At 57.9% G+C, this 16,549-nt stretch carries 13 protein-coding genes and 2 tRNA genes; all 15 read right to left on the minus strand.

The annotated features are described in order from the left end of the window. A tRNA-Gly gene (locus I2H19_RS07675) sits at positions 1 to 76 on the minus strand. A gap of 105 nt (positions 77 to 181) precedes the next feature. Beyond that, positions 182 to 928 carry an anti-sigma factor antagonist gene (locus I2H19_RS07680; RefSeq protein ID WP_195622259.1) on the minus strand — a complete coding sequence of 249 codons (747 nt, stop codon included), beginning with the start codon at positions 926 to 928 and terminating at the stop codon, positions 182 to 184. Between the two features lie 78 nt (positions 929 to 1,006). Continuing rightward, a complete protein-coding gene (locus I2H19_RS07685) occupies positions 1,007 to 3,352 on the minus strand; it encodes a GAF domain-containing SpoIIE family protein phosphatase (RefSeq protein WP_195622260.1) in 2,346 nt (781 codons plus the stop codon). A 59-nt stretch (positions 3,353 to 3,411) separates the two neighbouring features. After that, positions 3,412 to 3,501, minus strand: a tRNA-Leu gene (locus I2H19_RS07690). A 594-nt stretch (positions 3,502 to 4,095) separates the two neighbouring features. After that, positions 4,096 to 5,124 (minus strand): ABC transporter ATP-binding protein, encoded by a 1,029-nt coding sequence (locus tag I2H19_RS07695; RefSeq protein ID WP_022094888.1) that lies wholly within the window; start codon positions 5,122 to 5,124, stop codon positions 4,096 to 4,098. Further along, a complete protein-coding gene (locus tag I2H19_RS07700) occupies positions 5,124 to 6,215 on the minus strand; it encodes an ABC transporter ATP-binding protein (protein WP_022094887.1) in 1,092 nt (363 codons plus the stop codon). The genes I2H19_RS07695 and I2H19_RS07700 overlap by 1 nt, the downstream gene beginning before the upstream one ends. Before the next feature lie 2 nt (positions 6,216 to 6,217). After that, positions 6,218 to 7,153: an ABC transporter permease gene (locus tag I2H19_RS07705; protein ID WP_035138881.1), complete on the minus strand. Its 936-nt coding sequence runs from the start codon at positions 7,151 to 7,153 to the stop codon at positions 6,218 to 6,220. Between the two features lie 14 nt (positions 7,154 to 7,167). Then, on the minus strand, positions 7,168 to 8,205 hold the full coding sequence (locus I2H19_RS07710) for an ABC transporter permease (protein ID WP_117746680.1): 1,038 nt from the start codon (positions 8,203 to 8,205) through the stop codon (positions 7,168 to 7,170). Between the two features lie 156 nt (positions 8,206 to 8,361). Continuing rightward, on the minus strand, positions 8,362 to 10,038 hold the full coding sequence (locus I2H19_RS07715) for a peptide ABC transporter substrate-binding protein (protein ID WP_225093366.1): 1,677 nt from the start codon (positions 10,036 to 10,038) through the stop codon (positions 8,362 to 8,364). A 293-nt stretch (positions 10,039 to 10,331) separates the two neighbouring features. Further along, on the minus strand, positions 10,332 to 10,586 hold the full coding sequence (gene secG / locus I2H19_RS07720) for a preprotein translocase subunit SecG (RefSeq protein WP_006236144.1): 255 nt from the start codon (positions 10,584 to 10,586) through the stop codon (positions 10,332 to 10,334). A 164-nt stretch (positions 10,587 to 10,750) separates the two neighbouring features. Continuing rightward, positions 10,751 to 12,304 carry a 2,3-bisphosphoglycerate-independent phosphoglycerate mutase gene (gene gpmI, locus I2H19_RS07725; RefSeq protein ID WP_195622261.1) on the minus strand — a complete coding sequence of 518 codons (1,554 nt, stop codon included), beginning with the start codon at positions 12,302 to 12,304 and terminating at the stop codon, positions 10,751 to 10,753. 5 nt (positions 12,305 to 12,309) lie between these two features. Further along, positions 12,310 to 13,077 (minus strand): triose-phosphate isomerase, encoded by a 768-nt coding sequence (gene tpiA, locus I2H19_RS07730; protein ID WP_089572945.1) that lies wholly within the window; start codon positions 13,075 to 13,077, stop codon positions 12,310 to 12,312. Continuing rightward, positions 13,070 to 14,260: a phosphoglycerate kinase gene (locus I2H19_RS07735; protein ID WP_195622262.1), complete on the minus strand. Its 1,191-nt coding sequence runs from the start codon at positions 14,258 to 14,260 to the stop codon at positions 13,070 to 13,072. The genes tpiA and I2H19_RS07735 overlap by 8 nt, the downstream gene beginning before the upstream one ends. A gap of 140 nt (positions 14,261 to 14,400) precedes the next feature. After that, entirely contained in the window at positions 14,401 to 15,426 is a 1,026-nt protein-coding gene (gene gap / locus I2H19_RS07740) for a type I glyceraldehyde-3-phosphate dehydrogenase (protein WP_055286941.1), read from the minus strand. Positions 15,427 to 15,619: 193 nt separating this feature from the next. Continuing rightward, positions 15,620 to 16,549, minus strand: coding sequence for a DNA-binding protein WhiA (whiA, locus tag I2H19_RS07745; RefSeq protein WP_195503714.1), 930 nt, complete (start codon positions 16,547 to 16,549; stop codon positions 15,620 to 15,622).

Below are 16,549 nucleotides of genomic sequence, written 5' to 3' on the forward strand. Positions count from 1 at the left end.
TGGAGCGGACAACGGGGCTCGAACCCGCGACCCCAACCTTGGCAAGGTTGTGCTCTACCAACTGAGCCATGTCCGCTTGCGGGTTATTAATTTACGCGAGTTGTCCAAAAGACGCAAGTACTTTTTTCAAAAAACTTGTCTGTCGCATGTTCTTAGTAGCTAAACGCGCTAAAGCGATTGGCTAGGCACACGATTCCAGCGCTCCGCTAAACAGCTTCACCATCTGCACGCGCGTGCCGGCGCCGTCCGTACGACGAGCAACCTCCACGTTATCGACGAGCATACGCATAAGCTTGATACCACGGCCGCGCTCCTCAGATGCGACCGGTTCGCTCGTTTCATCGATAGAATAGCCGGCACCTCGATCAAGCACCTCAACCACAACGCGATCGCCATAGGCCTGAACCGTCAGGACGCACCCGATACCGCCCGCATGGTCATAGGCATTACCCAGCGCCTCCCCCGACGCCAATGCGACATCGTAGCGCTCGTCACGGCGCAACGGAAGCGATTCAAGGAGTTCGGCGATGCGATGTCGGTAGTATGGAAGATTCTCGATACCCTGACGGACCTCGACGCTCTTACTCCAGCGAGGCAGCTCCCCCACCGGAATGGCGGGAATAGACTCCCGTGCCGGCCCCGCGACATGAAGGATATCGACAAGACGAGCAATCTCCAAAAAGCGAACAACTTCACCTGATGCATTGACGAGCGAAAGCAGGCCTTCTCGCCTCATGAGCTCACGAGCGCGCGCAAGCAGGAATGCCAAGCCCGTCGAATCGATGAAGCTAACAGCCTGACAGTTGATGACGACACGACGCACGCCGCGGCCAATCAAAGCATCCAACCGCCGACGCAGCGCAGGCACCGTGGCGATGTCGATATCGCCTGGTGGCGTCAAAACCGCTATGTCATTCCACTCATTCATACGACCATGGTTCCCCAAAAAAGCCCACTCGATGCATTCGTTTCCCCAACCGTACGGATTCAGCCCGCCCAGCGTCGTCTATGAACGACCCCGTAAAAACTCAAGGGACACCAATGCAATGTCATCGTCCAGCGCCGATTCGGTAAATCTGTCAAGCTCGCCCAAGACCTTGCCGCAAATGCCCGACACGCCCTTCCCCGAAACAGAAAGCAGAAGGTCGCGCAAGCGCTGCTCGCCAAAGAACGCTCCGGTACGGTCGCGAGCCTCAATCGTTCCATCCGTATACATGAAGAGCATGTCGCCGGGGGCGAACGTAAACACGCCTGTCTCGTACACCATGCTCTCAAAGGCACCGATTACGCCCGATTGGCATCCAAGCAGCTCAACCTCTCCCCCACGGGCCTCGCCGCCACCCAGCGGCATCGACTCTGGCCTGATGACCATGGTCGGAGGATGGCCCGCCGAACAATACGTTGCGCGTCCGGCTTTAAGGTCAATCTTGGCGATAAAGGCCGTCACGAACGTCTCGACCCTCGAAAAGCCCATGAGCATGCTGTTAAGGGAGCGTGCCATGCGGGCCGGTCCAGCGCCCTCCCAGGCATATGCCGTCAGGGCCGTCTTGACGAGCGCGGACATCGATGCAGCCTCAATGCCTTTGCCAGACACATCGCCCAGAATCATGACGGCGCAGTCGTCGGGAAGACGGATGAGCGTATAGAAATCGCCGCCGACCAACGCCGAGTTCGTGGCCGACAGGTACACCGAATCGGTTGCGATACCCGGAACATCCCCCAGGGAATTTCTCATGCCAATCTGAAGGGTCTGAGCGATATGGCGCTCCTCGCGCTTTTGAGATTCGCCTTCGTAGATCAGTTCAAAGTCATGCGCCAAGTGCACCAAGTAGTCATATTCAAGATCATCAATCGGCTCTTGGCTACCATCACGAAGCAGCAGCGCGCGCGTCGTCGGGCTCTTCGCAACAGAAGCAGGAACAATCGCGTCGTTACTGTGCTTGCCATCACCCTCAGAGCGCGGGCGCCCCGCCTCGATGCCGGAGTCGACGTAGAGACCTTGACAAGGCAGACCATGCGCCCTAAGCCAGCCTCCCATAGGCATCGATTCGTCAACGCGAGTTATACGGACGTGTTTAAGGTCCTCGGCACTCGTACCTCCCAAAACAGACGCCTCAAAGCCATCAGGGCCAGCCCCCAGACGTGCCGCTGGCGCCGTCGTGGAAAAGAAAAGCTTCTCGGGATCGTCCGGCAAAGCAACGCGACTGCCGCCTTCAAAATCTATGACGTAGGAGTCCAGACTGGCGTCATACTCAACAGGACAAAAATGGCAGTTGAGCATATTGCAAATCTCGGACGATACCGCCTGGGTAGCCGCGGCGGAATCGTCTAGAAAGGTAAACAACTCATCACGCAAGACATTGAGCGAGCGACCAAGCTCGGCCGTACGACGAGAGCGAAGGCTCGATGCCATGCCGACCAGTTGGATAGACAGGTAATCGCAAATGACCTCGAGTACATTAACGTCATAGGCGAGCGGTGCCTGGGGGCGTTTCCAACCAACTTCCAGCACGCCAAGGATCTGCGTACCGTAAAAAACGGGAAGACAGATCTCGCTGCGGTACGGAGGCATATCCTGCACGCGCAACAGGTGCTTAGAACGATTGTCCAAGTCCATGAACATACCGGAGGCGGCCCTATCGCCCTCAAGGTCCTGTTGAATCGACAAGCGACAGGCACGCGACTCACGAAGAACATACGTCGGAATGCCAGCGCCATACGGCAAAAACTCGGGCAGGTAGCTGTCGTACAGCTCCTTGGAAACACCGCGTAGCTTAAAACCGCCGCTCTCAGAAAAATAGATAGCGGCACCCGAAGCATCGAGCGTTCCTACAAGCTGGTTCAAAACGGTATCAAGTAGGCTGGGCAGCTCATCGGAGCCCACGGTACTCATAATGACCGAGAGCGTGCCAGAGAGGCGCTTGTTCGCCACTCTAAGCTCCGATAACGCACGCTTGAGCTGTCGGTCGTGCGAATACTGTTCTTCGATGCTATGGAGCGCCACCAAGACACGTGGCGCGCGGCGCCCAAAGATGCGTGGAGGCGTTACGGAGCCCGCACGAACCAAGACGGGGATAAAGGAGCCGTCACTCAGCTTGAGCATCAGTTCATTCTCGGAGCCATCAGTTTCAAATGGCAGACGATGTTCCGTCGCACGTTCAAAAGCGGACGAGTACAGGACGTCTTTAACATCTCCACCGATGACGTCGGCGCGTTCCTCGCACATCAAACCAAGTAAGCGATTATTCACATGCAGAATTGTTCCGTCGAGCTCGCAGATGATGACAGCATCGCTCGTGATCTCGACTAGTTGGGCAACGTCTGCCCACTCGTTGCGTTCAAGCGTTTCCATCGTGGACCCCACCGTCTATCGGTAACAAAAAAGCCTCCGAAGAGGCTTCTCAAATGCGATGGTGTCGGAGGCGGGACTTGAACCCGCATGACCAAAAAGCGGTCACTAGCACCTCAAGCTAGCGCGTCTGCCAATTCCGCCACTCCGACATGCTATGTTGTTGATTTGCGAATCGTTTTGTTGGACCCGCGCGTTCAACGAGGAAGATAATAACCTATGATTCGAGAACTGTGCAAGCACTTTTTTCAAAAAAGTTTACGAATTTGTAAATGTGCAGGTAGACGGACCTGTTCGGGCCGGAATGAGGTCGCTTTCCAACGCGTCCTCGGGCATGCGGCATTATTTTGCTCCGCGCTTCGCGCTACAAAATAATGCCGCCCCCTGCGGAATGCGTTGGAAAGCGACCTCATTCCGGCCCTAGGGGAACGTACTCCAGGCACCGTTCTCAAACATGTTCTGGGGGCTGATGCAAATTTGGTGGCTCGGCTTTGCGGAGCCCTTATATAAGGAGGCCGGAGCTAAAGCTCCGGCCTCACTAAATTTCTTATTAGATAAAGTGAGCGATCAAGGAATCGCACCCCCTGCAGCGGTAACACAGGGCCCGTGCTGGACTTAGTTTTCAGAACATTCCGCAGACCAGGAAACCCCCTTATCCGCGGCTCCGAAGGAGCAGGATAAGGGGGTTTCCATGGTCGAGGACGTTCTGAAAACTAAGTCCAGCACGGGCCCGGACAAACAACCGACTACAGGTCGATGTGCGATTCCTTGATCGGGAACGGCTCCGCAAAGTGGCAGGCACAGCAGTGGCCCGGGGCAACTTCCTTAAACTCAGGCAGCTTCTCGGAGCAGATACCCTGAGCGATCGGGCAGCGCGTGTGGAAACGGCAGCCGGTCGGCGGATCGAGCGGCGACGGCGGATCGCCAGCGAGGATGATGCGCTTGCGGGTCTTCTGGATATCAGGATCGGGAACCGGCACGGCAGACAGCAGCGACTGCGTGTACGGATGGTGGGGCTCGCTGTAGAGCGTCTTCCAGTCCGAAACCTCGACCATCTTACCCAGATACATAACGGCAACGCGATCGGAGATGTGCTGCACGACAGAGAGGTCGTGAGCAATGAAGAGATAAGCCGTACCGAACTTGTCCTGCAGTTCCTTGAGCAGGTTCAGAACCTGGGCCTGAATGGACACATCCAGAGCGGAAACCGGCTCGTCGCAGATAATCAGCTTGGGCTTCAGCGCAAATGCACGGGCAATGCCGACACGCTGACGCTGACCGCCGGAGAACTCATGAGGATAACGGTTGATGTGCTCGGGGTTCAGTCCAACGACGTCGAGAAGCTCGCGGACGCGCTCAATGCGCTCCTCCTTGGTGCCCACGCCGTGAATGGTCATGGGCTCAGAGACAATCTCACCGATGGTCATACGAGGGTTGAGCGAAGCATAAGGATCCTGGAAGATAAACTGCATCTCGCGACGCATGTCCTTGATCTCATGCTTGCTCATCTCGGCAACATCTTTGCCCTGGAAGAACACCTTACCGGCGGTCGGCTTGGTCAAGCGCATGATGGTGCGACCCGTCGTGGACTTACCGCAACCAGACTCACCAACCAGACCAAAGGTCTCGCCAGGATAAATCTCAAAAGAGATGTCGTTCACAGCAGAGACGACACGCTTGGAGAAGCGCTTGGCGAACATGCCGGACTCAGCGGGAAACTCCTTAGAGAGGTGCTCGACCTTCAGCAACGGAGTACGCTCGTTGGTATCTGCCATTACGCCTCGCCTCCCTTCTTGGAATCCTTGCGCGTACGGGACGTCTCAGGAGCGTTCTTGAGAAACTCGGGGTCACCGGAGTAGTGGCACGCAGAGTAATGACCAGACTCGGTGACAACGCGCTCGGGGCGCTGCTTGCGGCACTTATCGGTCGCATAGGGACAACGAGGCGAGAACACGCAGCCCTCGGGCAGGTTCATGAGCGAAGGCGGGTTGCCGTGAATCGGCGTAAGAGGCTTCTTCTCTTCGATGGCCTGCTCCGGGATGGAGCGGATAAGGCCCCAGGTGTAGGGGTGGCGGCTCTCGTAGAAGATTTCCTCAGCAGTACCGAACTCGACGGGACGGCCGGCGTACATAACCATGATCTTGTCGGCCATGTCGGCGACGACGCCCAGGTCATGGGTAATCATGATGATGGCGTTGCCGTTCTTCTCCTGCATTTCCTGCATAAGCTCAATAATCTGAGCCTGGATGGTAACGTCCAGAGCCGTCGTGGGCTCGTCGGCAATCAGAATATCGGGATCGCAGGCAAGAGCCATGGCAATCATGACGCGCTGACGCATACCGCCAGAGAACTGGTGCGGATACTCGTTGACGCGCTTCTCGGGCTCGGGAATACCAACGAGGTCCAAAAGCTCGGTGGCACGCTTGAGTGCCTCCTGCTTGGAGTAGCCACGGTGCAGACGAAGGCCCTCACCCACCTGCTTGCCGATCTTATAAACCGGGTTCAAGGAGGTCATAGGATCCTGGAAGATCATCGCGATGTCGTTACCGCGAATGTGCTGCATCTCTTCCTCGGTCATTTCGAGGATGGAGCGACCGCGATATCGAACGTCACCGCCCTCAATCTTTCCCGGAGGCATCGAGATAAGGCCCATGATGGTCATGGCGGTCACGGACTTACCGGAGCCGGACTCACCGACGACGCCCAGGGTCTCGCCGCGATCGAGCGTGTAGGAGACACCGTCGACAGCGCGAACGACGCCATCCTCGGTGTGGAAATACATCTTAAGGTCATCGACCTCGAGCAGATGCTGGCCCTCGGGAACCGGCTGGTCCTTCAGGTCCACATAGTTCTTGTTCTTCTTCATCCTTATGCGTCCTTCATCTTGACGTCGAGGGCGTCGCGCAGACCATCACCCAACAGGGTGAAGGCGAGCACCGTCGAGAGAATTGCCAGACCGGGCATGATCATCATCCAGGGAGCAGTCAGAAGATACTGCTGACCGTCCTGAATCATGGAGCCCCACGAAGGCGTAGGCGGAATAACGCCCATGCCGAGGAAGGACAGAGCGGACTCGGTCAGAATGGCGCCACCAATGTTCATGGTCGCGTAGACCACGATGGAGGCGACGGAGTTCGGGAAGATGTGACGCACGACGATACGAGCATCAGATGCACCCATCGCGCGCGCAGCATCAACATAGTCGTTTTCCTTGACGGTCAAGATCGCAGAGCGGAAGACGCGCGCAATCGAAGGCCAGCCGAGAATACCGATGGCGATAAAGACGTTCTGAAGACCGCGGCCGATAACGGCGATCATGGCGACAACGAACAGCACGTACGGGAACGCCAGGAAGATGTCCGCACAGCGCATGATGATCGTATCCCAGATGCCGCCGTAGAAACCGGCCAGAGCACCCATGACCAGACCGATCAGCGTGGAAATCGCGGTGGCCATAATTCCGACAGACAGCGAAACGCGCGCACCGTAGATAACGCGGACGAGAATGTCACGACCAAGGGCGTCGGTGCCAAACGGGTGCTCTGCACACGGAGCCAGCAGCGACGTCTCGGCCATGGTGGTCGAGTCGGAAGCCGTCGGAGAACCGAGCCAGGGCTTAGCCCACAGATCTGCGGTCAGGGCAACCACAACGACGATGATGATCCAACAGACACCGATAACGGCGAGTTTGTTCTTACGAAGACGCTTAAAAGCGTCGCCCCACAGCGTGCGGGACTTCGCGGGAGCAGATGCGGCCTTGGTGGCGGTAGCCTGCTCCTGAGACTGAGAATCAGTTTCCTGCATGAGACGTACCTCCCTTAGGCCTTATCCGACGGACCGCCAAGGCGGATGCGCGGGTCGAGGAATGCATAGCTAATGTCGACGAGCAGGTTGATCACCATGACGACGACGACAATGAGCGTAACGCCGCCCATAACGATGGGCCAGTCACGCATGCTAATGGCGCGATAGACCTCATAGCCGATACCGGGCCAGTTAAAGACCGTCTCGGTCAGGATGGCGCCCGAAAGCATGCCGCCAAAGTCGACACCAATATAGGTAACGACGGGGATGAGTGCATTCTTAAGCGCATGCTTGACGATGATCGCGCGATTGGAGAGACCCTTGGCCTTTGCCGTACGGATGTAATCCTGGTTCATGACGTCAAGCAGCTGCGAGCGCATGATGCGCGCAGCATAAGCGGTCGAAACCGAAGCCAGCGTAATGGTCGGAAGCACATAGTGCATCCAATCCTGATACTGAGAGCTGGAACCGCCGGCACCCGAGATCGGCATGGAGATTGCACCGCCCGTGGCGTCCTTGAGGATGACGCCAAAGAACAGCTGCAGCAACATACCGAGCCAGAAGGCCGGGACCGCAACGAGGATCGACGTGGTGAGCGTTACCAAAATATCCCAGAAGGAATAACGCTTTACCGCCGAAATGATACCCGCACCGATACCCATAATTGCCTCGAGCACGATGGCGCACGCGGCAAGTTTGACCGTATACGGATACTTCTGGGCAAAGATTTCCGTAACCGGCAGCTTGCGCTGATACGAATTGCCCAGATCGCCATGAAGCAGGCCGTTCATGTAATACAAGTAACGGTCCACGAGCGACGTTTGAACGGGGTCGCCGTTCTCGTCAAGGATCGCGTTGCCGTCCTCGTCCGTCTGGACCAGGTGATAGCGGACGCGAAGCTGAAGCTCCACCTCGGGGGACAGAGCCTTGTCTCCACCGATCAGCTTGATCGGATCTCCCGGCACGATATTCTGGAGGGCGAACAAAATCAGCGTAACGCCCAAAAACACCGGGATGAACTGAAGCACACGTTTAACGATGTACTTACCCATACCACTCCCCTATCTAGGGATTAACCTAAATGGGATGCCGATCGCCAGACCGGCATCCCAAAATTACCATCAGCCAGTTTACCCCAGGTTAGGGAGAACTGTATGTTTCCCATGAGGTCTACGTAAATACTTGACCCTCACGGAAGCTGCAAACTCTTAGGCGAGCTCAGCGGTACCCAGATCGGCGTGCTTCTGCGGATCGACATAGAGGTGCTTGATGCGATCGGAGCCGGCGATGGTGTGCGTGTAGAACATAATCGGGATGACCGGGCAGTCGGCAGCGACCATTGCGTCGGCCTCCTGCATCTTAGCGACGCGCTCCTCGTCGTCAACAATAGTACGAGCCTCGTCGACCTTGGCGTCGAACTCGGGATTGTTGTAACCGGAGCGGTTGTCGCCACCGAGGGAGTCGGAGTGGAACAGCGGATACAGGAAGTTGTCCATGATCGGGTAGTCGGCAATCCAACCCAGACGACCGAACTGATAGTTAAAGTTCTGATACTGCTCGAGCAGGGCAGACCACTCAGGGGTATCGGAGACAGCGGTAACGCCAACCTTGGCGAGGTCGCCGATGATGGACTCCATGATCTCCTTGTGACCGCCGTCCTGGTTGTAGGACAGGGTCACGCTAATGCCACGATCCCCGTTAGCGCCAGCGGGAGCAACCTTGTCAAGGTACTCGTTAGCCTTGTCGACATCGTAGGCGCAGAACTCCCATGCGCCCTCCTTGTAGCCATCGATGCCCGGAGGAACAATGCCGTCGGCAGGGGTACGGGTACCCTTGAAGATGGTCTTGCAGATGGCCTCACGGTTGATGGCCAGGGAGATGCCCCTACGCAGGTCGGCGTTGTTGAACGGCTCGGCCGTGGTGTTGCAGGTCAGATAGTACGTGGAAGGCTCGGCGCCGAGCAGCATGCGCTCGCCGTCACCCATGGTGTAGCCGTCCTTGGACACGCCGCGATCCTTCTTGGCGGCATCGATCTGAGCGACGGGAACGTCGCAGACATCGAGGTTACCGGCCTGGAACTCCTTGTAAGCGGTCTCCATGTCCTTGATGACCTGGAAGTGGATGCCATCGATCTTGGCCTTGTCGCCATAGTAATCGTCGAACTTCTTGACGTTAATCTCCTGACCATCCTCCCACTTGCCGTCCATCATGAACGGGCCGTTACCGACCGGGGCAAGATAGAAGCTCTTGACATCGGACTCGGCGCACTCGGGAACCGGGGCCAGAGCCGGATGAGAGGCGACGAAGGGGAAGTCAGCGTAAGCGGAAGACAGCTTGACGACGAGGGTCTCATCGTCGGGGCACGTAACGCCGCTGAGCTCGGTAGCGTTACCGGCAAGCAGGTCGTCATATCCCTCGACCATGGAAAGGTGATAGGAGACCTCGGAAGGGCCGTACTCGGTAGCGATGGCCGACTTGGTGTTGACCAGACGCTCCCAACCGAGCTTGAAGGACTTGGAGGTAACGTCGTCACCGTTGTGGAACTTGGCCTTCTTGATCTTGAAGGTAAACTCGGTGGCGTCGTCGTTGGACTCAAAGGACTCGCAAGCCAGCGGAACGATCTCGCCCTTCTCGGCGTCGTAAGAGGTCAGAGCGTCAAAGAGCTGATACTCGACCTGAGTGCCCTGGTCCTCCTGGACGTTGTAGGGGTCGATGCAGACCGGGTTGTTGATGTAGAAGTTCAGCGTCGAACCGGACTCAGAACCGGAAGCGTCGCCGCCCTTCTTGCCGCATGCGGCAAGAAAAGCCATGGAGCTCGCAGCAAGGGTACCGCCAACGAAGGCGCGACGACCCATAACGGGCTGGTGGAACATAGAATCAGCCATGCCATCCTCCTTATGAGATAGGACAAAGAAATGTTCAGTCGGACACATGTCGAGACAATCCGATCCGAACCATTAAAACGCCGCCCGTTGCTATGGCTGGTTATGCACAACGGACCAACGTTTCGCAATACAGTAGCGCATTTTATGCACGATTTGGGGCTAATTCCGGTCAACGGTCAAGAATTTCTTTAGTTGGGCGAAGTATGTGGGGATATTTTGACTCTGTTACAAATATGTAAACAAAAAGGGTCCCGCACCTGCGAGACCCATTACAAACGTATATACGCCGATGCTTAGTAGCCGACGATGCCCTGCGGGAAGAAGAACATGCACAGGACGACGCACACGGCAAAAACAACGGCCATAATTACCGTCAGGCGATCGAGGTTCTGCTCCATGACGCCCGTGGCAGAGCTGGAGTTATACAGCGAGCTAGCGATCATATCCGAAACGCCGGTGCCCTTACCGGAATGCATCAGGACGAGAATCGTCAGCGCCACGGCAGAGACAGCCCAAACGACAAACAGAAGAATCTGGAACGGACCCATAGATAAGCTCCTTAATAGAACAGTTCAAACTCCAGTACTGTACCACAATCCCCCGCTCTCCCCTACCTGCAACTCGGGGACGGGGTAGAAATGGCAGAAATACCAAAAAGGGGGTTGTCCGGTTGTGGACAACCCCCTTACTAGAAAACGGTATTTGTTTTCTATTAGGCCTCGGTGGCGAGCACGCGGCCCGTCATCTCGGCGGAAGGCTCAATACCAGCCATGGTGAGCATGGTCGGAGCGATATCGGAAAGACGGCCGTCCTCGATACCGGTGAGCTGTGCCTTCTCATCAACGATGATGAACGGCACGCGGTTGGTGGTGTGAGCCGTAAACGGATGCTTGGAACCGTCGGAAGCAACGTCAAACATGTGATCGGCGTTGCCGTGGTCGGCGGTAATCAGTGCAAGGCCGCCCTTGGCGAGAATCGCCGGGACAACCTTGGACAGGGCATCGTCAACAGCCTCGACAGCCTTAACGGCAGCGTCGAAGACACCGGTGTGACCAACCATGTCGCAGTTCGCGAAGTTCACGATGTAGAAATCAGCGCGATCCTCGTTGATGGCGGCGACGAGCTTCTCGGTAACCTCGGGAGCGCTCATCTCGGGCTGCAGATCGTAGGTAGCGACCTTGGGGGAAGCGACGAGCACGCGCTCCTCGCCCTCCTTGGGCTCCTCGATGCCACCGTTGAGGAAGAACGTCACGTGGGCGTACTTCTCGGTCTCGGCAGTGTGCAGCTGCTTCAGGCCATTGGCGGCGATAACGTCGGCCAGGACGTTCTCGGGGAACGTCTTGGGGAAGGCGACCTCGACGTCAAACGTCGGATCGTACTCGGTCATCGTCACAAAGTGCGAAAGCTTGATCTGCTCGCGCTCAAAGCCGTCGAACTCCTTGTCCGTGAACACGCGGGTCATCTGACGAGCGCGGTCGGGACGGAAGTTGAAGAAGATGGCCGCGTCGCCCTCGTGAATGCCCTCGTTGTGGGCAGCGAAGGGCTCGACGAACTCGTCGCCGCGCGGGTCCTTCTCGTAGTAGGCCTTGATACCGGCAACGGGGTCGGTATCAGCATCGGACGCGTTGACCATGACGTCGTAGGCGCGCTGGATGCGCTCCCAACGGTTGTCGCGGTCCATCGCCCAATAACGACCCGAGACGGTGGCAACGCGAGCGTCGCAACCGGTCTCCTCGGAAATCTTGGCCAGGAAGGCGCAGAACTCGCTCATGTAGCCAGCACCGGACTGCGGGTCGACGTCGCGGCCATCCATGAAGGCGTGGACGCGAACGGTCTTGACACCGTGCTCGGCAGCCATCTTGACCAGAGCCTCGACGTGGTTCATGTGAGAATGAACACCGCCAGGGCTCATAAGGCCCATGAGGTGGAGAGTCTTGCCGTCAGCCTTGACGTCGTCCATAGCCTTGACAAAAACCTCGTTCTTGGCGATGGAGCCGTCCTTGATGGCGTTGTTGATGCGCGAAAGCTCCTGGAACACGATGCGTCCGGCACCGATGTTGAGGTGACCCACCTCGGAGTTACCCATCTGGCCATCGGGAAGACCCACGTCCTCGCCCGAAGCGCCGAGCGTGGTGTGGGGGTACTTCTCGTACAGGCTATCAAGGAAGGGCGTCTTGGCAGCGGCGACGGCGTTCTCGCCATCGGCCGGAGCAAGGCCGCAACCATCCATGATGATCAGGAGTGCAGGAAGATGACGCTGTGCCATATGTCCTACTCGCCTGCCTTGACGACCATAGAGGCGAAGTCGGCAGCCTTGAGCGAAGCGCCGCCCACGAGGGCGCCGTCAACGTCGGGCTTGGCGACGAGCTCGGCAATGTTGCCGGGCTTGGCGGAACCGCCGTAGAGAACGCGGATGCCGTCGGCGAGCTCCTCGCCGAACATCTCCTTGAGGGTCTCACGGATAGCGCCGCAGACCTCCTGAGCGTCCTCGGCGGTAGCGGTCTTGCCGGTGCCGATGGCCCAGATGGGCTCGTAGGCGACGACGACCTGCTTGGGGCAGGTGATCTCAAGGCCAGCAAGGCCAGCCTTGACCTGGTTCACGACGTGCTCGACATAGGTGCCAGCCTCGCGGACCTCGAGGGACTCGCCGCAGCAGAAGACGGGAACAAGACCGGCGGCAACGAGAGCCTTGGCCTTCTTGTTCTGGTCCTCGTCGGTCTCGTGGAAGTAGTCGCGACGCTCGGAGTGACCGATAATGCAGTAGGTGCAGCCAGCGGACTTGAGCATGTCGCAAGAAGACTCACCGGTGAAGGCACCCTTGGCCTCCCAGTACACGTTCTGTGCACCGAGGGCGATGGGGGCAGCCTGAATGCGGTCATGAACCGTGGTGATGTCGATGGTCGGAGGGCAGACGAGCACCTCGACGCCAGCCGGAACCTCGGGCAGAGCCTGAGCCAGCTCATCGGCGAGCTTGGCGGCCTCGGCGACATCGTTGTTCATCTTCCAGTTACCAGCGATAAGAAGGGTGCGATTAGGCATCGAGAAGCGCCTCCACTCCGGGCAGGGCCTTACCCTCGACGAGCTCCATGGAAGCGCCACCACCGGTGGAGATCCAGCTCATCTTGTCGGCCAGGTTGAACTTGTTGACAGCTGCGACAGAGTCGCCACCGCCGATGATCGAGGTGCAGTCGGCCTCGGCGACAGCCTCGGCGATAGCCTGGGTGCCGTGAGCAAAGTTGTCGAACTCGAAGACGCCCATGGGGCCATTCCAGAACACGGTCTTGGCGCTCTTGACGGCCTCGGCGTAGAGCTCCTCGGTCTTGGGGCCGATGTCCATGCCCTCACGATCGTCGGGGATAGCGTCGGAAGCGACAACCTCGGGGACAGCGTCCTCGCCGAAGTGATCGGCAACACGGTTGTCGATGGGGAGCAGGATCTTGACGCCCTTCTCCTCGGCCTTCTTGAGCATCTCGCCAGCGCGCTCGACCCAGTCCTCTTCCTTGAGGGACTGACCGACGGTCAGGCCCTGAGCCAGGAAGAAGGTGTAGGCCATGCCGCCACCGATGATCAGGGTGTCAGCGGAGTCGATGAGGTGATCGAGAACGCCGATCTTGGAGGAAACCTTGGAACCGCCGACGATAGCGACGAAGGGGCGCTCGGGCTCGGCGAAGATGCCGGTCAGCGTGTCGACCTCCTTCTCGAGCAGGAAGCCAGCGACTGCAGGCAGGTAAGCGGCGGGGCCCACAACGGAACCCTGGGCGCGGTGAGCGGTGCCGAAGGCATCGAGAACGAAGACGTCACCATAGGAAGCGAGCTTCTTGGCGATCTCGGGATCGTTCTTCTTCTCACGCTTGTCAAAACGGACGTTCTCGAGAACGAGGACCTTGCCCGGCTCGACGGCGGCGACAGCCTCAGCAGCCTTCTCGCCGTAGGTGTCAGCGACAAAGGCAACGTCGAGACCAGAGAGCTCAGCGAGCTTCTTGGCGACGGGCTCGAGGGACAGCTCGGGCTGGAAGCCGGTGCCCTCGGGACGGCCGAGGTGGCTCATGAGGATGACGCGAGCGTTGTGCTCAACGAGGTAGTTGATGGTGGGCAGGGCAGCCTTGATACGGGTGGTGTCGCCAACGACGCCATCCTTGATAGGCACGTTAAAGTCAACGCGGACGAGAACGCGCTTTCCGTCGACATCGATGTCGCGGACGGTCTTCTTGGTAAAGGCCATGTTTGCTTCTACCTTTCGTACGTGTCTGCCTCCCATTACGGCAGACGATTTCTTATAAAAAGGGCGCGACCCTAGGGTGTAAGCCCTATAAGGCCGCGCCCTTCTTTAGACGCTCAACGAGCTATTCGCTAAAAGCTAAATTAAGCAACGAACTTCTCGAAGTACTTGATGGTGCGGACCATCTGAGAGGTGTAGGAGTTCTCGTTGTCGTACCAAGAGGTGACCTGAACGAGGGTCTGGCCGTTGCCGAGGTCAGAGCACATGGTCTGAGTGGCGTCGAAGATGGAGCCGTGGGTCTCGCCGACGATGTCGCGGGAGACGATCTGGTCCTCGTTGTAGGCGAAGGTCTCGGGGATGGTCTCGGCGTAGGCCTTCATGGCAGCGTTGACCTCGTCGACGGTGACCTTCTTGTCAACGACGGCGTAGAGGTTGGTCAGCGAGCCGGTCGGCGTCGGGACGCGCTGGGCGGCACCGATGAGCTTGCCGTTGAGCTCGGGGAGAACCAGGCCGATGGCCTTGGCAGCGCCCGTGGTGTTCGGGACGATGTTCTCGGAGCAGGCGCGGGAGCGACGGAAGTTGCCCTTGCGCTGCGGGCCGTCGAGCGGCATCTGGTCGCCGGTGAAGGCGTGGATGGTGGTCATGATGCCGGACACGATGGGAGCGAAGTCGTTCAGACCCTTGGCCATCGGGGCGAGGCAGTTGGTGGTGCAGGAAGCAGCGGAGATGATGTTGTCCTCAGCGGTCAGCGTCTCATGGTTGACGTTGTACACGATGGTGGGCAGATCGCTGCCGGCCGGAGCGGAGATGACGACCTTCTTGGCGCCAGCGTTGATGTGGGCCTGAGCCTTAGCCTTGCTGGTGTAGAAGCCGGTGCACTCGAGAACGACGTCGACGTCAAGGTCGCCCCAAGGCAGGTTGTTAGCGTCGGCCTCCTTGTAGATCTTGATCTCCTTGCCGTCAACGGTGATGGAATCCTCGCCAGCAACGACCTCGTGATCGCGAGCGTAGTTGCCCTGCGTGGAGTCGTACTTCAGCAGGTAAGCGAGCATATCGGGAGAGGTGAGGTCGTTGATAGCGACGATCTCGGAGCCCTCATGACCGAACATCTGACGGAAAGCCAGACGACCGATGCGACCGAAGCCGTTAATAGCAACCTTTACTGCCATTGTGTCTCCTTTCGTAAGGCCCCCGCGAGCTACAGCGCCCGCCGTTGAGGCCCACAAACTAACCACTCGCCTAATATACCTTTTTTTTGACTTGAATTTCACGAGAATGCTCGAAATTGAAAATCAAATTTACGTTAAAACGTTTTAAATACTAAAATAGCAGCTAAATCCATATATAAGTCGTTACTTCAAACTACCTGTTTGCTTCAATGAGCTTTTCAAGCCGTAAAACACGATGGTAGAGGGCTGACTTCGACAAGGGAGGGTCAGCCATCTCCCCCAAATCACGCAGCGACAGATCGGGATAGCGCTCGCGCAGGTCGCAAAAGACCGCCAAGGCATCCGGAAGCGCATCACGAAGGCCACGCTGCTCGAGCTCATCGATAAGCGCAAGCTGATGTTGGGCGGCACCGGCGCTTCTGGTCTGGTTGGCGAGCTCGGCGTTCACGCGACGGTTCACATCGTTCTTAACCAACTTGACCGCGCGCGCCTCCTCAATCTCGGCAACGCTGCGCTTGGCGCCAATCAGCTTTAATAGATGCTCGATTTCCTCGGCGCTCTTAATGTACACGGCATATGACCCCCGCCGTGCATTAACACGAGCATGGACCCCAATCTGCTCCAACAGATCGCAAAGCCCCTTGGCATATTGCTCGCCCTGCACAGCAATCTCCAAATGAAAATCGCCGCGTGGATCGGCCACGAAGCCGCCCGCGATGAGCGCGCCGCGGATATAGGCAAGTCTACAGCAAGGACGGGCAACGATATGTCGGGGTACGCCGGCGACAAGTCCTCCCCTACGTTCGAGGATACCCAGCAGAACCAAGGCCTTATCCAGGTCTGGCTGATCAGGCAAGGTGATGAGGTAGTTTCGAACCTTATGCAATACAGATTTACGGACGGTGAACTCCGTTTTGAGCTTAAGGATACGATGCGTCAGCGTGATCATCGTGCGCGCGACGGCTCCCGTCTCAGTCGCAACCGTCAAACGATACCGCCCAGAGCCGGTAAGCGAGAGCGTACCGCTCACGCGCGTGAGGGCGGCAAGCGTCGACAAGTCGCAGTATTCACATTCGGGTTCGCAGCGCGCAAGCTCGTCGCGCACCTCAGCGGTAAACGACAT

Source organism: Collinsella aerofaciens (genome assembly GCF_015560135.1).
Taxonomy (GTDB): Bacteria; Actinomycetota; Coriobacteriia; order Coriobacteriales; family Coriobacteriaceae; genus Collinsella; species Collinsella aerofaciens_AN.

Excerpts from the sequence above, each read along its gene's own strand:
- I2H19_RS07680 (WP_195622259.1), bottom strand. The coding sequence starts at position 928 with ATGAATGAGTGGAATGACATAGCGGTTTTGACGCCACCAGGCGATATC.
- I2H19_RS07685 (WP_195622260.1), bottom strand. The coding sequence starts at position 3,352 with ATGGAAACGCTTGAACGCAACGAGTGGGCAGACGTTGCCCAACTAGTC.
- I2H19_RS07695 (WP_022094888.1), bottom strand. The coding sequence starts at position 5,124 with ATGGCAGATACCAACGAGCGTACTCCGTTGCTGAAGGTCGAGCACCTC.
- I2H19_RS07700 (WP_022094887.1), bottom strand. The coding sequence starts at position 6,215 with ATGAAGAAGAACAAGAACTATGTGGACCTGAAGGACCAGCCGGTTCCC.
- I2H19_RS07705 (WP_035138881.1), bottom strand. The coding sequence starts at position 7,153 with ATGCAGGAAACTGATTCTCAGTCTCAGGAGCAGGCTACCGCCACCAAG.
- I2H19_RS07710 (WP_117746680.1), bottom strand. The coding sequence starts at position 8,205 with ATGGGTAAGTACATCGTTAAACGTGTGCTTCAGTTCATCCCGGTGTTT.
- I2H19_RS07715 (WP_225093366.1), bottom strand. The coding sequence starts at position 10,038 with ATGGCTGATTCTATGTTCCACCAGCCCGTTATGGGTCGTCGCGCCTTC.
- secG (WP_006236144.1), bottom strand. The coding sequence starts at position 10,586 with ATGGGTCCGTTCCAGATTCTTCTGTTTGTCGTTTGGGCTGTCTCTGCC.
- gpmI (WP_195622261.1), bottom strand. The coding sequence starts at position 12,304 with ATGGCACAGCGTCATCTTCCTGCACTCCTGATCATCATGGATGGTTGC.
- tpiA (WP_089572945.1), bottom strand. The coding sequence starts at position 13,077 with ATGCCTAATCGCACCCTTCTTATCGCTGGTAACTGGAAGATGAACAAC.
- I2H19_RS07735 (WP_195622262.1), bottom strand. The coding sequence starts at position 14,260 with ATGGCCTTTACCAAGAAGACCGTCCGCGACATCGATGTCGACGGAAAG.
- gap (WP_055286941.1), bottom strand. The coding sequence starts at position 15,426 with ATGGCAGTAAAGGTTGCTATTAACGGCTTCGGTCGCATCGGTCGTCTG.
- whiA (WP_195503714.1), bottom strand. The coding sequence starts at position 16,549 with ATGTCGTTTACCGCTGAGGTGCGCGACGAGCTTGCGCGCTGCGAACCC.